This is a genomic window from Nocardia sp. CA-136227, from assembly GCF_050955695.1.
Taxonomy (GTDB): Bacteria; Actinomycetota; Actinomycetes; order Mycobacteriales; family Mycobacteriaceae; genus Nocardia.
The window spans coordinates 5,451,410-5,472,095 of sequence record NZ_CP192081.1; the positions used below are offsets into that span (position 1 = coordinate 5,451,410).

At 63.5% G+C, this 20,686-nt stretch carries 9 protein-coding genes and 1 pseudogene; 7 read left to right on the plus strand and 3 right to left on the minus strand.

Annotated elements, in window-relative coordinates:
• Nucleotides 1-73 precede the first annotated feature (73 nt).
• The gene (locus ACQP06_RS25265) at nt 74-3,889 is read right to left on the minus strand and encodes an AAA domain-containing protein (protein ID WP_433666927.1); all 3,816 of its coding nucleotides are present in this window, start codon (nt 3,887-3,889) and stop codon (nt 74-76) included.
• Between the two features lie 246 nt (nt 3,890-4,135).
• Here ACQP06_RS25265 and ACQP06_RS25270 point away from each other — a divergent pair.
• Nucleotides 4,136-5,034 (plus strand): annotated as a pseudogene (locus tag ACQP06_RS25270) (restriction endonuclease).
• Nucleotides 5,035-5,150: 116 nt separating this feature from the next.
• Here ACQP06_RS25270 and ACQP06_RS25275 read toward each other — a convergent pair.
• Both ACQP06_RS25275 and ACQP06_RS25280 read right to left on the minus strand, forming a co-directional pair.
• Nucleotides 5,151-5,567, minus strand: coding sequence for a hypothetical protein (locus tag ACQP06_RS25275; RefSeq protein WP_433666928.1), 417 nt, complete (start codon nt 5,565-5,567; stop codon nt 5,151-5,153).
• Nucleotides 5,564-8,257 (minus strand): AAA family ATPase, encoded by a 2,694-nt coding sequence (locus ACQP06_RS25280; RefSeq protein ID WP_433666929.1) that lies wholly within the window; start codon nt 8,255-8,257, stop codon nt 5,564-5,566. The genes ACQP06_RS25275 and ACQP06_RS25280 overlap by 4 nt, the downstream gene beginning before the upstream one ends.
• Before the next feature lie 2 nt (nt 8,258-8,259).
• Here ACQP06_RS25280 and ACQP06_RS25285 point away from each other — a divergent pair, with 2 nt between their 5' ends.
• From ACQP06_RS25285 to ACQP06_RS25310, 6 genes are all read left to right on the plus strand, one after another.
• Nucleotides 8,260-10,263 (plus strand): N-6 DNA methylase, encoded by a 2,004-nt coding sequence (locus ACQP06_RS25285; RefSeq protein ID WP_433666930.1) that lies wholly within the window; start codon nt 8,260-8,262, stop codon nt 10,261-10,263.
• Nucleotides 10,260-12,257: a type I restriction-modification system subunit M gene (locus ACQP06_RS25290; RefSeq protein ID WP_433666931.1), complete on the plus strand. Its 1,998-nt coding sequence runs from the start codon at nt 10,260-10,262 to the stop codon at nt 12,255-12,257. The genes ACQP06_RS25285 and ACQP06_RS25290 overlap by 4 nt, the downstream gene beginning before the upstream one ends.
• Nucleotides 12,254-13,543 (plus strand): restriction endonuclease subunit S, encoded by a 1,290-nt coding sequence (locus ACQP06_RS25295; RefSeq protein ID WP_433666932.1) that lies wholly within the window; start codon nt 12,254-12,256, stop codon nt 13,541-13,543. The genes ACQP06_RS25290 and ACQP06_RS25295 overlap by 4 nt, the downstream gene beginning before the upstream one ends.
• A gap of 98 nt (nt 13,544-13,641) precedes the next feature.
• A complete protein-coding gene (locus ACQP06_RS25300) occupies nt 13,642-15,804 on the plus strand; it encodes an AIPR family protein (protein ID WP_433666933.1) in 2,163 nt (720 codons plus the stop codon).
• A gap of 2 nt (nt 15,805-15,806) precedes the next feature.
• Nucleotides 15,807-19,043, plus strand: a complete 3,237-nt coding sequence (locus ACQP06_RS25305; RefSeq protein WP_433666934.1) for a type I restriction endonuclease subunit R — start codon at nt 15,807-15,809, stop codon at nt 19,041-19,043.
• 42 nt (nt 19,044-19,085) lie between these two features.
• Nucleotides 19,086-20,675, plus strand: a complete 1,590-nt coding sequence (locus ACQP06_RS25310; RefSeq protein ID WP_433666935.1) for a protein kinase domain-containing protein — start codon at nt 19,086-19,088, stop codon at nt 20,673-20,675.
• The last annotated feature ends 11 nt before the right edge of the window (nt 20,676-20,686 follow it).

Here is a 20,686-nt window from a genome sequence, read left to right on the forward strand (position 1 = left end):
CGCCGACCTGCTGCTCTTGAGCCAGGCCAAATCGGACCGAGAAATCATCCGTCGTACTCCTTCGGATCGCCGGTCACGGCTCGTAACGTCGCCAGTCGGCGCGCGCTGTCGTCGACCAGTCGGCAGCGTCGACGCGGGTCAGCAAACCGTCCCCACCGCGACCGGCGTAGCGCGCGAGGACGCGGAAATTACGGTGGCTGGACCAATTTCGATAGTCGCCGACGATGACCAGGCGGCGTTTAGCGCGGGTGATCGCGACGTTCAGCAGGTTCGGAGTGTCGGATGCCCAGACTCTGGAGCCGCGCTGATCGGTGGCCGTACCCAGCACGAGGATGACGATCTCCGATTCCTTGCCCTGTGTGGTGTGCACGGTGCCGAGGCGTTTCGGCTCGCGCGGTAGCCGGTCGCCGACGGTCTTCTGCAAACCGTCGCGCACTGCGACAAACGGGCTGACGACGAAAACAGCCTCCGCCACACGGCGATTCAGCTCGGCAACCATGCTGATCTCGTTCTCGGCCCAGCCGGGCGGTTCGCCATCGAATTCGATGAGTTCGGCGTTCATTCGTTCGCGAATCCTTCCCCGCACGAGATCCAACGTCGCGACGACGTAGCGTCCGTCCACGGGGTTCCACTTCTCACCGGACGGGACAGCCGGTACATCCAGCCAAGTATTACGAGTCAGCAGATCCGGCTCGTCCGGTTCGGCGGTGCCGAAGACCATCAGATTGTCGTAGGCAATCGAGTTGCTGACCTCGAACATGAGACGGTCACAGCGACGGTGCACGCGCAACGGGGATCCCACCCACAGCTCGTCGCGATTATCCGGATCAGGCAACCAGGTTCCGAAGTGGTTGAGTCGGTCCGCGATCGACTGCACCGACGAGCCGTGCGGTGTCCACTGCGCATCGACACCGAACTGCGTGCACAGCCGACGCTGACCCGACCAAGGCAAGGTGTTCACTGGCTCCAGCTGCCGCGGATCCCCGACGATCACCGCACGCTGCGACCGCCACAACGCACCGATCGCCGCCTGCGGAGTCGCCTGCCCGGCCTCGTCGATGAACAACCAGCCGAGCGCTTCGCTACCGAGTGTGGCGAACATTCGTGAAACCGAGGCGAAGGTAGTCGAAATCACCGGCACGACAAAGAACAACAACCGCCACGCGTCCAGCACCGTTTCGGGCGGAAGATCGGCGGGCGCACGGCCACGCACGATTTCCATGGCGCTGGCAAGGTTGTCGCGAACTCGTTTCGGTTCTGAGGTCAGTACCGCGAAGTGCAGTGCGAGGGCGGCCGTGAAGACCGCTGTTCTCGCTGCAGCGAACTCCTCGTCCATCCATGGCGAGGATTTCTCACGAATCTCCATGGCAGCTCGATCATCGACCGACGCCGCCCATTCCGATCCGGGAACTGTGGACGGCCACCATTCGCGTGCGGCGGCGAGGGCTTGGTCATCGCGACGCCGTGCTTCCTCTCGACGGCGGATTTCGTCCTGGGTCCGTATGCGATCAGCAGCGGCCGCGTCGAGTTCTCGCGAAACGGCACGCAGAGCGCCCGTCGCTGAACGTTCGGTCTGCGTGGCCGCATCGACTGCGCGCTGGCGAATACGCACCTCGGCGCGTACCCGATCGTTCTCGCCCACGGCCCAGGCCAGACTCTGGTCCGCCTGATCCTGACCCTTCATCAGCGGCTCACGCTCGGCCTCCCACTCCTGCTTCGAACCCCACGACAGAACGCGTTTTATGAAACCGGGACGCTGTCGATCATGTTCTCGCAGAGCCACTTCGGCCGCCCGCACCGCGCCCGCCGCATCCTCGACCGAGGCATCGGCGGCGCTCGACCTCGAGCGCGCCGCGGCGAGTTCTGTCGACGCTGCGATACGGGCGCCCTCGGCATGTCGCACGTTCTCAGCGGCTATCGACCGCCGGCTCCGCAGCCCGTCAAGGTAATCGTCGTGATCCCGTGCCGCATCGCGCAATCGGACGAGTTCGGGATCAACGTCGAATTCCCGCTCGAGGAGGTCGGCGATATGCTGACGCTCCGCGGCGAGCCTTGCCGCTTCGGCCATCGCCTCATCGAATTCGGCGACCGCCTCCTCCCACGTGGGTATGCCATCCAACTGTTCGCCTGCCGCCGCATAGTCGGCGAAACCTGTCAGCAGATCCTTCAGGCCTGCCTCGCCCTCTTCGAGGTCTGCGCCCTCACCCCACCAGAATCGCTCGACGAATTCGGATCGGTAGGGGCGCTTCCCCAATCGCGCCGCGACCGCACCCCACGCCGGCTTGCCCATCAGCAGAGTGGCCTGGTCGGAGAGGTATTCAGCGCGCGGAAATTCATCGGTATCGACCGCGTCCGCGGCGGGAACTTCCATGGTGATGTTCTCGACCGCACCGTTGTTCGATGACGCGACCACGATTTCGAAACCGCACAGCTCGTCGATGAGCGGATAGAGGCGGTTCTCCCACGAACCCGAATCGCCGGTCCGCCACTTGCGCGCCTGCTTCCCGAACGCCTGTCCCGGGCTCTCGAGTCGTGCCAGCACGACAGCGCGGTCGACGACGATCGCCGCGATGAGATCGCGCAGCAGGGTCGTCTTGCCGGTGCCCGGTGGTCCGTTCACCGCGAAGATTCCGCGGGCGCGGGGATCTCGGAGACTCCGGTGGATCTCGTTCACCGCGAACTGCTGACTGAGCGTCAACGTGTGCGCGAGCTTGGCGGGCCAGCGGCCGGCGGGCATGGATGACGGAGCCACCGACCGCAGCACCTGCTCCGGAGCCCCGCGGACATCGACGCGCTGACGCTCGTCGATCCGCGCGCCGTCGACGAGGTAGTCGGTCAACGCCTGGCCGGCCGCGTTGCTCTCGACCGCCTGCGCCACTCGTTCGAGATCATCGGCATAGAAGCTATTGAGGAATTCATCGCTCCCGGCGTCGTCGGCGGAGCGCTCGTTCACCTGATAACTCTTGACCCGAATGATTTTGGGCAGCAGTACTTCCGCGACCCCTAGCTGCTCGGCAACCCAGCGGGTGAGTGCAACCAGATCCTTGACATCGAGCGCCTTGACGCCCAGCGCCGGCACTTCGGCGGCGTCGTCTTCGGCCTCGGCCTGCTCCTGCGCCTCGGCGGTGCCGTCGTCGGATTCCGTGTCCTCCGAACTGCCAGACATATCGACTTGGGAGGACAGCTCGGTCATGACCTCCCAGACGTCACCGGCGAAGTCGGCGGCCGCGCCGACCACATCCGGCAGTGTCTCGGTGATCAGCGGTCCAGCTCCGGAAATCGCTCCGGCCAACGCCGTGGACACACCACCGGTGACCGTATCCAGCGCGATGCGAGCCGCGGTGCCGGCGATCCGGCCCAGTACGGACGGCGCATCTGAGGCCACCTCGGTAATCGGCACGCGTCCATCACCGATACCGAAGGCCATCGCCAGGATGTCCTTTTGAGCATCATCGAAACCGGTCAGCCACGAGTCCGATGCGGGCCCCGGATTCACAGTCCGGCCGATAGCCCAAGCACACGACGACAACGTCACCGAGTCACGGATCAATAGACCGTCCGAATTCACCGTCAAGCTGAGCAGCGCGCTCTGCCCGCCGGTGCGACTGTCGAGATCGAGTTCCTCCTCGTCCGCGACCCGCAATGTAGCGTCCAGCACCTCACGCACCTTGGACAGGTCGAAAACACCGACATACACCGTGTGCTGCCACCGACACTTCTTCCGAAGCGACTCATGCGGTTTCGCGCCCCCAGCCCACGGCAGCGGCCGCGCCCCGTCGACATTACGGATGCCCCGGCGCCAGTCCGTCGCATCCACCTTGGGCGGCGAAAAGTACTCGACCGCCCGCCAGTACCGCAGAATCCGAGCCTGCCGATCCGCCTCACCCATATGCTCTCCCCGCCCCGCCATCGTCGGCAGTACCCACGCCGCCCCGACCACACCCGGTTGCCGCGGCCCGACTCAGATCGATTCTGCCCGAACGACACCCACAGCGCGGCCGAAGAGCGCAGAAACCTTGCGTCCGATAACTCACGGCACCGATCGATACCCGTATCGAGTTCATCTCAGTTCGCAGTCCGCAGACTGGAATCGCACTGTGCAGGAGGGGATTTGATTGGCAGCCCAGCGTCGAGTATGCCGGTTTGGTACGGATTCCTGACGCCGGTACTGCGGGTTCCCAGCGACGGACAGGTCTGGAGGAAGCGCAATCTGCACGAAGCGGTCTTCGAACATCTCGGACTGACCGCCGACGAGCGCGACGAGGTGCTGGATCCGGGACAGCAACGTGCCGACAACCGAATCGGTTGGGCGCTGAGCGGACTCGACCGGGCCGACCTCATTTCCAAGCCGGCTCGCGCAACCTTCACGATCACGACGGCTGGCCGCGAAGAGCTCGCCGCTCATCCCGAGGGACTCGACGAAAGGACCCTGAAGGCCCTCCTGGCCTATCGCGATCACATCCCGACAGCGATCAGCACCCACGATTCCACGCACAACGCGACCTCGACAGATCCCGCTGATCCACTCGAACAGATCGAATCCGGCGTAGCGCGCCTCCACGATGTGGTGGCAGCGGAACTACTCGAGCGCCTTCGTGACCAACATCCCGACTTCTTGGAACACTCAGAACTCGACCGGCTGGTGGCGATGGGCTACAGCGGCACCGAACGACGGGCCACCCGCATCGGCGGATCCGGTGACGGCGGGTTCGATGGCGTGATCAACCAAGACGCCCTCGGCCTGGATCGAATCTACCTGCAAGCCAAACGATACGACCACGACAACACGGTGCAGCGCCCCGCCGTGCAAGCCTTCGTCGGAGCGCGCACGGCGTCGGCGCTACCCGTGGTGTCTTCATCACCACCAGCCGATTCTCCACCGGCGCAAAGGAGTACGTGGACGGGGTCAAGAACGCGAGCGTGATCCTGATCGACGGCTCCCCCCTGGCCGAACTGATGATCAAGTACGGAATCGGAGTCCAGCAGCGCTCCGTCACTACAGTCGTCCAGGTCGACGAGGACTACTTCGAGTAGCGTCGTCGATCGGATTGCTCCGACCTTCGTCGATTCAGTTCTACGATCTGGTGCTCAGCTCCGTCATAGAGCGGCTCGCTCGGCACGTTCGCCAGCGCGATGCCCCGCGTCCTAACCTACTGCTCGATCGATCGATGCTCGGTGCATGCTCGGATCCCATCAACGGGGGCGACCTTACCTTCGGCGGACAGCACTTGCGGTCGGCTCGTCTGCAGACTGCGGACGATCTCGAGTAGGTGCTGCACTTCCTGGTATGTCGGGGACAGCTGGTACGCGTGCTGGTGGCACGCCTCAGACAACCGCGTCCACGCGTACTGAGAGCGGGACGGGATGTCGCTCTCATCGCGGTACGCGATTTCGAGGCAGGCCAGGCGGGTCCGGCTGCTGGCCCTCCCCGGGTTGATCCCCTTCGCGCGCAGGAGTTCGTCAATGATCTGCTCGAGTGCGGTCCGAGTCAGCCAGGCCGCGATCCTATTGCTGTGTGGGGATTGTCGGGAGCTCTGCGCAGCAGCCAGAGTCAGCAGGCTGGTCACTTTCCCGCCTTTTCGATGTCGTCGACCAGGCGCTGGACGTCCTTAGCCGCCTGGCGTGGATCGGAGGTCGAAGTGAGCCCGTCGTGCATCCTGGGCCCTGTGATGTGCAGCGCGGACTTCTGATACTGCGCTCGCGCCCACTGTTCGAGCACATGATGTTCCCGTGGTTCGCCGAACACTCCGAGGATTACCTTGGCTCGTGTGGTGGCCGCTGCTCCCCACTCGTTCTCGAGTGTTTCAAGCGACCGTCCGGCCCTGATATTGCGCGTGAAATACGAATGGCGGGCGGCTGTTTCGACCCCGAACCGCAGCATGCCGGGCAGTGTCCGGCGCATAGCCTCATCAGGGAGCTTGCCATTCTCGTATTCGAGCACCAGGCCGAAAGCGTCTTCGATATACCTTCGAGCGGGATCGGTGAGCGTCGTGATCGACACCTGAGAGTCCCTGCCGCGGTTGACTTCAACGATGGTGGCCGCGAAGTTCCCCCGCCGCACCGCGGCGGGCAGGCGGTCGTCGTGGGAGAAGACCACGACCTGGCGGGTCTGGGCGAGCTCGCTCAGCAATGTGACGAGCCCGTCCACCTTTGCCGGGTCCATGGCCTGCACGGGGTCGTCGAGAACGAGGAATCGAAACGGTGACTCGGCCATGGTGGCGCGCGGCAGGAACAGCGCGAGTGCCAGGGCGTGGAGTTCGCCCTGGCTCAGCACGGTGAGCCCATCCGCGGCCACGCCGTCGACCAGCGAGTCGATGCGCAGCTTGCGCCGGGTCGCGGACCCTTCCAGGCACAGGTCGCCGATCTCGACGTTACTTTCCTGCCGCAGCGTCGCCCACGCGTGCTGGACGCCCTCGCGGATCGGCGCGAGGCGTTCGTTGCGCAGTCGGCGATCGTTGTCCTGAAGCCATTTCTTGGCCTCATTGAGCTGATCGACCACGGGCTTGGCCCCCAGCCACGCCTCCCAATCCGCGCACCAGGCATGAAGTTCGGCGTTCACCGGCTGCCAGCGGTCCTCACGCTCCGCCAGCCGTGCCGCCGCGGCCTTGTCGAGCGCGGCGACCGCGTCGCCGAGTGCGGCGGCGTTGGTTTCCAGGTGGTCGGCGAGCTGTGCCGTCGTCGGCGCAACGGGGCCGTGCGTGATCGCGCCCCACCGCTGCCACGCGCTGCGGGCGGCTGCCACCGTCTCCTCGAGCTCCGGCACGGGGGCGTGGTCGAGGATGGCGGGCACGCGCGGCAGCGCGCGAAGGGCCTCGGAGTGCGCCTGTTCCAACGCTTTTCGGGCATCGTTCAGTGCCGACAGGTGCTGCCGGTCCGCGGTCACCGCCGCACGGCTTTCCCGAGCCCAGGTCGCGTCGAGCGTGCGGCCGTGACATACCGGGCACGCCATGTCGCCGTGCTCTTCGTGCACCCGCAGAGCCTGTTCGAGCAACCGCAGGGTAGACAGTGTGCGGTCATCGGACACGACACTGAGCGCGGCCAGTTCGGCGTCGATGTCGCGCAACCGCGTAGCGATGGCGACGGCGCCCTCCGGGGTGATCGGGGCCGTCAGGTTCGCGAGGTCACGTAGCTCTGAAACCGGTCCGCTCGCAACGGCTTCGGCCTCGCGCAGCGACGCGCGCAGCTTCTCCAGGTCGGGCGCGGTCTTGCGCAGCAGTGGCGCCACTGCGGCGGCCCGCTCGTCGTCGAATTCCGCGACCGCCTCGGCCAGGGCTTTGCGGCGTTTCGCGAGGTCGTCGCCGGGCGCCTTGCGGTCCTTGTGTCGCACCGAGATTCGATTGATCGCCTCGGTCAGCTGTTCGACTCCCAGGACTCGCGAGATCGCGTCGTGCAGGTCGCTGGGAGTACCGTTGAGCATCGCGCCGAGTTCGTCATAGGACAGGATCGGGCGGAATCGCTGCAGCGGTGCGTCCCAGCCGAGGTCGTCGCGACCGATCCGCTGCTTGCCGCCGCGTCGCTGGGTGCGGGTGGTGTGCTGGTTCACGTCGGTCTCGTCGTCGGACCAGTCGAGCCGCACCACGACCGGATCGTTGTCCTCCTCCACCATGCTCACCGCGATGCGCGCGGTGAAGTGGTGCAGGTTGCGCCACTGGTCACGCCACTGGGTCGATTTCTTGGTGGACCAGCGGACGGTGCTGCCGGTGAGCGTGAGCTCCAGCGCCTCGGAGATGCTGGACTTTCCAGATCCGTTGCGCCCGGCCACGATTGTCAGCCCCGGTTCGGGCCGCAGGTTCAAGGTGGTGGCGGGTCCGATCCCCCGAAAACCCTCAACTTCCACCGAAGTGAGGAAAGTTCCGCGAGCATCTGATGGTGTTCGGTCGGCGGGCGGTTCCTCGGCGAGCCGTACCGACGTGCCGCCGCCCAGGTAGTCGTCGAGCGCTCGATCGCCTTCGAAGGCGGCCAATACCAGCAGTCCCACTTCGTCGGGGAGGTCCGATCCGTCGATCTGGTCGGCGATCCAGGGGGCGAGGCGGGTGCTGTCGGGAAGCGGATCGGTCATGGCGGTGAACCCTTTTCGTATAGGTGATTCGGGTGGAGCCAGAGAGAGCCGGCGCGACCCGCGCCAGTTTGTTGATGTACACATCATCAGGATCAGTGTGAATGTTGTCAAGCAATGCAATTTCGCTTGATTTTCACACACGCATGCACCAGGATCGTGATGTACACGAGAGGGGTGACATGTCGAACCTGGTTCCACCCGTGACCGCCACGGAGATCTCCAAACTGGTCGGCGTGACCCGCGCGACCGTGAGCAACTGGCGCAAACGTCATGACGACTTTCCGAAGCCGGTGGGCGGCACCGAGTTCCGGCCCGTGTTCGACTGGAACGCGGTGCAGGCATGGTTGGCCGACCGCGGCCAAGACGCCACCGACGCACCGATTCTCTCGCTGCAGACAGAGTTGCGTTCCGCGCTGTCCAGCGATGACGTGCGGATCCTGCTGGCCGGGCTGAAGCCGTCCGATTCCGGCTGGGTGTCGTCGGACCCCGCGACAACCGACGCCGTGTCCGGCGTCCTGAAAACATTGGCCCACGCCGCCGAGGTCGAGGGGCCCCGCGCGGCACTGCAGGCGTTGGCCGACCACGCGCACGGCGGTGAGCAGAATGTCGGCCTCTACCGGACTCCCGAGCTGGTCGCCGCCCTCATGGCCGAACTGCTCGAGCCGCTCCAGGCCGGGCCGGCGCGGGTGCTCGACCCCGCGTGCGGTGGCGGTTCGCTACTCGTCGCGGCGGCGGAGCGCGGCGCCACCGAGCTTTACGGACAGGACATCTCGGAAACCCAAGCGGTCCTTGCCCGTCTGGTGGTCCAAGCCGAAACCGAGGTCGACGCCGACATCGCCACCGGCGACAGCCTGCACGACGACGCCTTCCCCGGCCTGGAAGTGGACGCGGTACTGAGCAGTCCGCTGAGTGTTCGAGACTGGGCCGCGGATCGAGTGCATATCGACGACCCGCGGTGGGCGTATGGCACGCCCGGGCGCATGGATTCCGACCTCGCCTGGGTCCAGCACGCGCTCGCGCATCTTCGTCCCGGCGGACGTGCCGTGCTGCTTCTTCCCGCGCATGTCGCGTCGAAGGCATCCGGCAGGCGAATCCGCGGTGCGCTGTTGCGAGCGGGCGCGCTGCGTGCGGTCATCACCCTGCCGCCGCGACTGCCTCAGCTACTGTGGGCGCGACTGAACCCTCAGATCTGGATCCTGGAGAAGCCGGACCCCGACGCGGCGGTGGCCGACAGCGTGCTGCTGGTCGACACGGCCGCGGGCGAGGTCGCGCAAAGCGGCGCCGGCGACGCTGTCGATTGGCCGCCGGTCGCCGAGACGGTGCGGCGAGTGTGGTCCGCCTTCGTCGAAGGTCGAGCAGCGCAGGCCGAAGAGCCCAACGTGTCGACCGTCGTCAGGGTTGTCGACCTGCTCGACGAAGAGGTCGATCTCACGCCAGGACCGCGGGTGAGGTTGGCGATCGACCCCGAAATCGTTGCCGGCGAGGCCGACACGGCACTGTCTCGCCTGCGCGCCACCGTTGCGGAACTCGCTGACGCCTCCGAAGCTGTCGGCCAGGTTAGGCAGATCTCGGGTGCGACGTGGCGGACCGCGACTCTGTCCGATCTGGCGTCGGGCGGAGCCGTCCGCATCCTGCGTGCGCAACCGTCGAGGTCGACCGCATCCGACGACGAGGATCTGCGGCTGGCCATCACCGGCCGCGACATCGCCACCGGCAGTCCGGCATCCGGCAAGATCAAGGTGGAACGCGACAGCCCGGCGGTCGAAGTCGAGATCGGCGACGTTCTGGTGCCGACAATGCGCGGTCCTCGGGGCCAAGTCTTCCGGATCGGGGGCTCGGAGGAGGAAGGGATCGCACTCGGCCCGAACGTGCAACTCGTCCGCACGGACCCGCGACGTCTGGACCCGTGGTTCGTAGCTGGATTCATCGGCGGCATCAATGAGGGCTCTGCCGTTGGCACGACCGCGATTCACTCCGCTCTGCACCGAACGCGAATACCGTTGTTGCCGTTGGCCCAGCAACAGCGCTACGGCGAAGCGTTTCGCCGCCTGCACCAGCTTCGAGCGGCATTGGCTCAGGCTGGCGAGGCAGCAGATCAGGTCGCCGAGGTGATGGCCACCGGTCTCGTCGCCGGTGCGCTCGAACCGACCGCGGGCAGCGCGACACACGAAGACATTGGCAATCCTCGAGGAGGCAGTGAGTGAACACCGGCAAGCACAGCGAGCTGGCCAACCACGCGTGGTCGGTCGCGGACCTGCTGCGCGGCGACTACAAGCAGTCCGACTACGGCAAGGTGATCCTGCCGTTCACGGTGCTACGACGCCTGGAGTGCGTGCTGGCGCCCACCCGGGACGCGGTCGTCACCAAGGCCGAGTCGCTGGCGGGGAAAGACCTCGATGTCAACAAGTTCCTGACCATGGCGGCCGGCGCGGTGTTCTACAACACCAGCGATCTCACCCTGAAGAAGATCGCCGCCGACCCGACCTACGCCTCGAAGAACCTGATCACCTACATCGGCGCCTTCTCCGAGAACGCCCGTGAGGTGCTGGAGAAGTACGAATTCGCCCAGCAGATCCGCAAACTCGACGCGGCGGGTCTGCTGTACCAGGTGGTCGGTAAGTTCGCGGACCTGGACCTGCGCCCGGAAGTGGTGTCGAACCATCAGATGGGTTACGTGTTCGAGGAACTGATCCGGCGTTTCTCCGAACAGTCCAACGAGACCGCCGGTGAACACTTCACCCCGCGCGAAGTCATCGAACTGATGGTGAACCTGCTGATCGCGCCCGACGCCGAACTGCTCGGTGTGCCTGGCGTGGTCCGTCGGGTACTCGACCCGGCCTGCGGCACCGGCGGCATGCTCAGCTCCGCGGAAGCCCACATCACCGCTTTGAATCCGCAGGCGACGGTGGACCTGTACGGGCAGGAACTGAACCCGGAATCGTGGGCGATCTGCCGCTCCGACCTCATGATCAAGGGCGAGGACTCCGAGAACATCGTGCTCGGCAACTCCCTCGACGACAACGACGGTCACCCGAAGACCAAGTTCGACTACATGCTCGCCAACCCGCCGTTCGGCGTGGAGTGGAAGAAGATCAAGGACGACGTCGAATGGGAGGCCGCCAACCTCGGCGACGCCGGGCGCTACGGCGCCGGCCTGCCCCGCATCAATGACGGCTCCCTGCTGTTCCTGCAGCACATGATCTCGAAGATGAAGCCGGTGAACGCCCTCGGCGAGGGCGGCAGCCGGATCGCCATCGTCTTCAATGGTTCGCCGCTGTTCACCGGCGCCGCCGGGTCCGGCGAGTCCGAGATCCGCCGGTGGATCATCGAGAACGACTGGCTGGAAGCCGTTGTCGCGCTGCCGGATCAGCTGTTCTACAACACCGGCATCTCCACCTACTTCTGGATTCTCACCAACCGCAAGAAGACCGACCATCTGGGCAAGGTGGTGCTGCTGGATGCGCGGGACCACTGGGTGAAGATGCGCAAGTCGCTGGGGGACAAGCGTAAGCAGATCAGCGATGAGCAGATTCAGGAGATCACCCGGTTGTATGGGGATGCGCTGACGGTCGCGAAGGACCCGGCGCATCCGTTGCACGGCAAGGTGAAGGTGTTCAGCAACGAGGACTTCGGATACCGGCGGATCACCGTGGAGCGACCGCTGAAGCTGCGGTTCGAACTCACCGGTGAGGGTTTGGAGAAGCTGGCCTCGTCGGGACCGGTTCGCAAGCATTACGGCGAGTCCAATGCGTTCCGGGTTCTGCTCGCGCCGTTGGTCGGGGCTTCGTGGAAGACGAAGGCTGAGGCTGTGTCCGCCATGCGCGATGCTGTGGTCGGTGCGGGTGAAACGTGGCCCAGCGGTGCACCTTTCGCCAAAGCCTTCCGGGAAGCCGTCGGTATGCGCGATGCGGAGGGTGAGGTTCAGTTGGTGAAGGGAGCGCCCGAACCGGACCCCGAGTTGCGCGATTACGAGAACGTTCCGTTGACCGAGGACGTTGATGAGTACCTGAGCTGCGAGGTCCTGCCGCACGTGCCCGATGCTTGGATCGACCATGCCAAAACCAAAGTGGGCTACGAGATCCCTTTCACGCGGCACTTCTACGTATATACCCCGCCGAGGCCGCTTGCGGAAATTGATGATGAATTGAAGGTGCTCGAGTCGGAAATTCAGGCGCTGTTGGGTGAGGTGACACGATGAGCAGGGCAAGCATCGCTCCTTGGCTCGCAACATCGCAGTGGCCTACTGTCCCCATTCGGCTCGTTGCGCGTTTGGGATCCGGACATACTCCGAGTCGGAAGGTTGCTGAGTACTGGGAGAACTGCGACATCCCTTGGATTACGTTGGCCGATGTATGGCAACTCCGCAACGGCGCAGTCGACGTCATAACCGAGACCAAAGAGATGATCAGCGCGCTCGGGTTAGCAAACTCATCAGCGGCCATCCATCCTGCTGGTACCGTGATCCTGTCGCGAACCGCGTCCGTTGGGTTCTCGGCAATCATGGGGTCAATGATGGCTACCAGTCAGGACTTTGCAACTTGGACTTGCGGCCCACGGTTGGAGCCAAGGTATCTGCTTCATGCACTTCGCGGTATGGCGCCGGATCTGAAGCGCATCGCCATGGGATCGACGCATAAGACGATCTACATGCCTGATATCGAGCAACTTCGTATTCCGCTGCCTAATATTGAGGAGCAGCGCCGCATCGCCGAATTCCTCGACGCCGAAACCTCCCGAATCGACCGGATCTCCCACCTGCAGTCACGGGTGCTGGCCAAGCTTCATGAACGCGAGATGGCGCATCGGGATGCGGCAATTGATCGTTTGTTTGATTCAGGCGGAGCGGTGCAACTTCGTCGGCATATCTGGTCTGTCGACCAGGGTGTTAGCCCGCAATGCGACGCGGTTCCCGCTAGCGACGACGAATGGGGTGTGCTAAAGGTTAGCTGCCTCCGTCCGTGCGTGTTCGACCCGACGCAGAACAAGCGTCTTCCGCCGGATATTTCACCTAATCGCTCCAGTGAAGTTAGAAAAGGCGACCTGCTAATCGTCCGTGCTAATACGCCGGAGCTGGTTGGATCTGCCGCTGTTGTTGGCGACGTTAGAAGTCGACTGCTTTTGCCTGACAAGATCTTCCGTGTCCGGCTCGATTCCAAATTTCTGCCCGAATTTGTAGCTGAAGTTGCGGCTGGAAGCAGGGTCCGCGCGATGAGCGCTGCGTCATCTAACGGAGCCTCGCAATCGATGGCAAATATTCGATTCGACCAGGTGAAGGCTTGGAAGATTCCGATCGCCGATCTCCACGCGCAGGAGCGATTCGTTGAGAAAATGACGGCAAACCGAAAACATCTGTTCGAAATTGGAAGAGCGATTGAGCGTCAATTGGCTCTAATTGAGGAGCGTCGTCAGTCCCTCATAACCTCGGCCGTCACCGGTCAGCTCGATGTCGCGACTGCCACCGGTCGTTCATCGACTTCACTCTAAACTGTGGTCCGCCCGCTGCGCTGCCCTTGAACCGAGACGGGAAAGGCTTGGCGCCGCGCCAGATGGTATCTGTAAGGTCAAGCTAGACAGTCAGTTTCATGGCCTCGATTGATCCAGGGGTAGGGATGGCGCAGCAGGAAACGTCGGCGCGACCGTTGCAAGTTCAGCACGTTCGTACGGCGATACTAGGCAACTACGACGGTCTAATCTACGACCAAGACCTGCGAGGATACGACGCGGTTGGCCGGGAGCAGCGCTTCTTGTCGCGAGGGTTGGCGGCCGAGGCCGTTCGAATGGCGACTGGATGCGATCACGCAACCGCAGGGAAAGCTGTCATCGATGGAGATCGCGACCAGGGCATTGATGCGATCGCTGTCGGCGACAGCCTGCGTGATGTTTGGCTGGTTCAGGCGAAATGGAGCGACTCCGGTAAGGCCAAGCTGTCAAAGGCTGAGGCGCTTTCTTTTGCCGATGGTGTTCGATTGATAGCGGATCGCAATTTCGCTCCTTTTAATGACCGAATATCGCCACTGCGGGGCAGGCTGGACGCCGCTCTCGGGAATCCCTCGCTGCAGATTACTATGGTAGTCGCGTTGATGGGGCCGAACGTTCTGTCCGACGCGTCAATTGAGGTGTTGGAGCGACTCCGTGCTGACGCGAACGCCAATGGCCCCTTGTTGAGTTATCAGATATCAGGCAGTGGAGATTTTCATCAGAAGTTGCGTCGAGACGTTGCCCCTGAATCGATAGCAGTAACGGCCAGAATGCGAAATTGGATTCGGCGCGACACACCCTTCGAGGCGTGGCAGGGAACGGTCTCCGTTGCCGAGATTTCCAAATGGTACGAAGAACATGCGGATAGACTTTTCGAGCAGAACGTTCGCTACTCGCTGGGGCCGACACGAATAAACGCGGGGATCAAAGAGACGTTACGGAGCGAACCAGAGAATTTCTGGTACTTCAACAATGGAATTACGGTCATTTGCACCGGAATTGAACCCTTTTGGCCTGGGCGGCGTAAGCCTGATGAACCCGTCGAGTTGCAGCTGCATGGTGTTAGTGTGGTCAATGGTGCACAGACAGTGACCTCCATTCATGAAGCTATGACCCAGTTTCCTGATAAGGCTGAGGATGCCGACGTTACCGTGCGCGTATTCTCGCTTGATGAGCAAGGCTTGCGTTACGCAACACGAATCACTGAAACTACCAATACGCAAAACGACGTGTCAGCGCAAGATTTCGTTGCACTCGACCCGGCCCAGTCAGAAATCCGCGAGGACTTCTTGTTATCTCTCGGTATGACCTACGTGTACAAGCGTGGTGAGCCGGATCCGGCGCCGGATACCGGTTGCTCGATCAGCCAAGCCGCAGTTGCGCTGGCGTGCGCGCATCATTCGCCCGAGTTGGCGGTGCGTGCATCCAGAGACACGAACCTGCTGTGGGAACGGGGGAGTCGTGGCGCCTATTCGAGGCTCTTTGGCGAAGCTCCGAGTGCGTATCGGATATGGCGGTCAGTTCAGCTCTATCGTTCCGTGGGTGACGCTCTGGCGCGGGTGCGGAGCACTTTGAATGGTAGAGGTGCCGACATCACTCGCCGAGGCGAAATGTTGATATGCCATCTGGTCTTCCAGCAGATCGACCTGGACGAATTGGACGATCCGGAGGTGGACTGGGCTACAACGCTGGAGCAGGTGCCTCATTTTGTCTCGGCGGCTGCATCGTGGCTGATCTATCATCTCGATAGTGAATTTGGACGTAATTCCTTCCTAAGTAGCACATTCATCGACGAGACCCGATGTCGTCAACTGGTCAAACTCGTCCTGTCTGATATCAGTGCAGGGAGAGAACGGCCGGAGTTGCCACCCGACTATCAATTGCAAGCTAAACGCACTCGGAAGCCACGCCGACCAAACGCTGTTCCGCTGCTGGTAAACGCGGGCGGTATTGCTGACGGTACAAAATTGCACTTTCATCCGCAATCGGAGATGGAGCAAGTCGCTGTCAATGGATGGTTGGCCGAGGATCATCGTCGAGGATATGCAACTTGGGTGAACGATCGTCTGAAGTGCTTGCTGTGGGCCTACGATGAACAACAGTACTCCGCAACTGGTCTTGTACAGAGGATTTGGAAGCTCGCCGCTTATCAAGACTCTCCTGTCGCAGTGCAGGGCACGAAGCGATGGACGCTTTCAAGCGGTGAATCGATCGCTGATTTGGCCCTTGAGATTTACAAAGATGAGTCGGGCGGCGAATATTCTTAGCAGTGACAACCATCGACAGAATACTCCGCGACGGTAGATGCTGCGGTTATATGATTGGAGAGTCGGAGCTAAATATGTCTGTCCACAGCGAGCAGGTGTTCGGGGAGGCCATCGTCGCAGCGATGGTGGAGAACGGCTGGCGGGAGGGGAATCCGCACGAGTACAACGCGGAGCTCGGGCTGGATATCGGGGAGTTGCTGACCTTCGTCTCGCGGACTCAGCAGACGGAGTGGTACGACCTGGTCGCCACCTACGGCGACGATCAGGATGAGGCGCAGCGCGGGTTCGCGAAGCGGCTGGGGCAGGAGCTGGCGACCAAGGGGCTGGTGAAGATACTTCGGGAAGGGGTGAAGGATCGGGGGGTTTTGATCCGGGTCGCCTACTTCAAGCCGAACCTCGTCGGGTCCGAGGACGTGCTGAACGCCTATGAAGCCAATCGGCTCACGGTCGTTCGCGAACTGCGCTACGCCACGAAGCCGGGCGCTTCGCGGCCCCGTCTGGATCTCGCGATGCTGCTCAACGGGATTCCGGTGGCGACGGCGGAGTTGAAGAATCCGCTGACCGGGCAGGGGGTCGAGAAAGCGAAGCGGCAGTATCGCGAGGACCGGGATCCCACCGAGCTGATCTTCAAGCATCGGGTGATCGCCAATTTCGCCGTCGACCCGGATCTGGTATTCGTCACGACTCAGCTGCGGGCGGCGAAGACGGTGTTCCTGCCGTTCAACACCGGTTCGGAGGGGCCGGGAAACGCTGGCGGCAAGGGGAATCCGTCGGCCACTGTGGAAGGCAAGTACGCGACCTCGTACCTGTGGGAGCAGGTGTGGCAGCCGGACAACTGGCTGGACCTGCTGGAACGGTTCGTGCACACAACCGAGAAGAAGGGGCCGGCGGGAAAGGCGACTCGCTCGACCATCTTCCCGCGGTTCCACCAGTGGGATGCGGTCAAGAAACTCACCGCGCACGCCGCGACCCACGGGTCCGGGCACGACTACCTCGTGATGGCCTCGGCCGGCTCCGGCAAATCGAACACCATCGGCTGGCTCGCGCACCGGCTCAGCGACCTACACACCGAGCGGCTGGGGAATCTCGACGCAGAGGCGCGCGCGGCCGGATTGCAGCCGGGTGTACCGGTTTTCGACAAGGTCATCATCATCACCGATCGGCGCAACCTGGACTCCCAGCTTCGCGACACCGTCGGCGGGTTCGAGCAGGTGTCCGGACTGGTGGTGAAGATCGACGACAAGGCGGGCGCGAAGTCCGAGCAACTGGCGCGGGCATTGAGCTCGCAGAGCGGCAAGATCATCACCGTCACCCTGCACACCTTCCCCGCGCTGCTGGACTATCTGCGGCGCGAGCAGGCCAAGCTGGCTGGTGGCCGCTACGCCGTCGTCATCGATGAGGCGCACTCATCGCAGTCCGGTGACGCTGCGGCGGCGGTACGGACCGCGCTGCGCGACATGGGGCTCGACGCGGACGACGAGGAACAGGGCGCGGTCGAGGTGAACATCGACGCACGTCTGCGGCGTAAAGCCGAGGCGCGGGCGAAGGCCTCCAACATCTCCTACTTCGCGTTCACCGCGACGCCGAAGGCGAAGACACTGGAGAACTTCGGTACCGCCGACGGCGCCGAATACCGTCCGTTCCACACGTATTCGATGCGGCAGGCGATCGAGGAGGGGTTCATCCTCGACCCGCTGCGCAACTACGTCACCTACAAGGCCTACTACCGGTTGGTGAACCAGAATCCCGACGACGTCGAAGTACCCGAGGCCAAAGCCTCGAGCTTGCTCGCACGGTTCGCGTTCATGCATCCGTACGCGGTGGAACAGCACGCGCAGGTGATCGTCGAACACTTCGTCGCGCACACCCGTGGGCGGCTCGGTGGCCGAGCGAAGTCGATGGTGGTGACCGCTTCTCGGCAGAGCGCGGTCGCCATGGCGCGGGCGATCAAGGAGTACCTGAAGGATCGGGAGTACGACCTCGAGTACCCGGATATCGGTGTGCTGGTGGCCTTCTCCGGCAGCCTGGAAGTCGATGGCGAGGAAGTCACCGAGCCGTCGGAGAACGGTGGGCTCGCCGAATCCGCACTGCCCAAGGCGTTCCGGTACACGCGGGCCGATGACCGAGCCACCCAGGTGGGCGGCAAGGGGCAGAAGGAATATCGGATCCTGGTGGTCGCCGAGAAATATCAGACCGGGTTCGACGAGCCGCTGCTCACCACCATGTATGTGAACAAGACGCTCACCGGTATCGCCGCCGTACAGACGCTTTCGCGGCTCAACCGAACCCGCGAAGGCAAATCACAGCAGGATCTGGTGGTGCTCGACTTCGTCAACGAGGCCGAGAAGATCAAGGAATCGTTCGCGCCCTACTACGAGGACGCGTTCACCCTGCCGACCGACCCGAACCTGCTGTACGTCGCACGCGACCGGGCGCTGGCCGCGCCGATCCTGATCACGCAGGAGATGAAGGATTTCGCCGAGGCCTATCTCGACGCCGAGCAGAAGGCGGCCGGATCGGCGTCGAAGTGGGCCAAACTGCATGCCGAGCTGTATCGGCACCTGGCACCGGCTGTCGACCGGTTCAGCGTGTTTCTCAACAGCGAGGAGGAAGACGATGTCGCGCTCGCCGAGTCATTCCGCGCCGACCTCAATGACTACGTCCGCAAGTACGGGTTCCTCGCACAGATCGTGCCCTATCAAGACCCTGATCTCGAACTGCTGCACCTGTACGGGCGCCACCTGCTGAATCGGTTGCCGCGACGCGCTGATGGCGGCATCGACATCGGCGAGGTCGACTTGAGCCACCTCCGGCTCGAGCAGACCGGGGAACACGATCTCGGACTCGCTCCTGAAGGCTCACAGGAATTGCGGGGGTTCGGTGACGGCACCGGGTCGGCCAAGGAGCCCGAGAAGTCGCTGTTGTCTGAGCTGGTCGAGCGGTTCAACGAACGGTTCGGCACCGAGTTCTCCGAGGAGCACCTCGCTGTGCCGTTCAACGCCGCCATGGATGAACCGCAGGTGGCGCAGGCGCGCCTGGCGAACAAGAATGTCGACGACTTCGGCGTCGTCTTCGACAAAGTGTTCGCCGAGAAGATGGTCGAACACTTCGATACGCTCAACGATCTGGGCGAGCGGTACTTCGCTCGGGACAACGAGTTCAAGAAGGACCTGGATCGGCAGGCCCGCACCGCGGCGTTCCGGCTGCTGGGGCGGCGGCATGGACTGCCCGAGATGTAGAGCGGCGGTACATGGGTATTGAGGGATGGCAGGGGGTAGACGGTGCCGGCTCGGCGCATCGGTAAGCGGTACGACCTGATCGAAGAGATCGGGTTCGGCGGGATGGGGTCGGTCTGGCGCGGGTACGACACCGTGCTCGACCGTGAGATCGCGGTGAAGATGATCCGATTCACCCAGATCCACTCGCAGACCGATGCCGCCGAGTTCGCCGAACGGTTTCGTCGTGAAGCTCGGATCACCGCGCAGATCCGACACCATGGCGTGCCCCAGGTGTACGACGCGGTCCTCGACGCGGATCTGAGCGAGGTGTACCTCGTGATGGAACTCGTCGAGGGCGCCAACACATTGCGGCACTATCTCAACCCCGGCGCCCCGCTGCCGGTCGAATGGGCAGTCGCGGTGACCGCGCAAATCGCCACCGCACTCTCGTACGCGCACGCGCTGCCGGTTGTCCACCGCGACCTCAAACCCGACAATATCCTCGTAACGCCCAGCGGCACAGTGAAGATCATCGACTTCGGCATCGCCGCGCTGCTCACGGCCCGCGCCCCGAGGCTGACCATGACGGGTGCGATTCTCGGTTCGGTGGCATATATGTCGCCGGAACAGGCCATCGGCGCCAAGGCAACGCCACGCACCGACCTGTATGCACTGGGCTGCATCTTCTACGAAATGTTGTGCGGCTACCCGGTGTTCGACGGCGCGGCCCCGATCGTGATGCACCATCACGCTGCCACCCCGCCCGTTCCGCCCGGCGAACTGCGTGCCGAGGTACCTGCCGAATTGGACCGGCTGGTCTTGGACCTGCTGGCCAAGGAGCCCGAATTGCGACCAGGTGACGCCGCGGATGTCTACGAGCGACTGCTTCCGTTACTGCCCCCGCCGGGGTCGACTGCCAGACCGAGCGCTGGGCATCTGTCCGGCATGCCCGACCCGACCGCGATTTTCCGACGCCCCAACGGACCTCTGCGTCCGGAGCAGGTAACGCCCACCACTCGGTTCCAGGGAGCGTTGCCCGCCACCGCTCCGATCAGCGATGCGGTGCTCGAACAACGGCTGGAACATAAGCTGGCCGAGTACCGCGACTTGCTCGCCGCGGGCCGCACACTGCAGGCAGCTGATGTCCTCAGTAGCATCCTCGAGCCGGCGGGCCGCGCCCTCGGCACCGATAGCCCGCGGGTACTGGAACTACGGTTCGATATCGCGCTCGCGCGCTTCCTCGGTGGGGAATTCCGAAAGGCAAGAGCGGAATTCGACGTTCTTGCCGCGGCATCCGCCCGTGTGAAGGGGTTCGCCGACGACCTGACAATCCAATGTCGCAAGTTCGCCGCGGACTGCCGCATCGAGCTCGGCGAACTCACCGAAGCGCTGTCCGGGATGCGCTCGGTGCTGGACGACGTACGCGCCACACAGAGCGACGGCAGCGAAATGGCGCTCGAGTTGAGGCTGGCTCTCGGGCGGTTGCTGGCCCTCATCGGTCATCGCGTGGAGGCGCACACCACGTTGAGCGAGCTATACGAGGATCTGCTGGTCCTGCGCGGGATCGATGACCCGCTGACCCGAGATGCGGCGGAAGCACTCGAGCGGTTCATCGACGATGATCCGGCACCCGGTGGGCAGGAACAATCGTGACCGCATCCGTC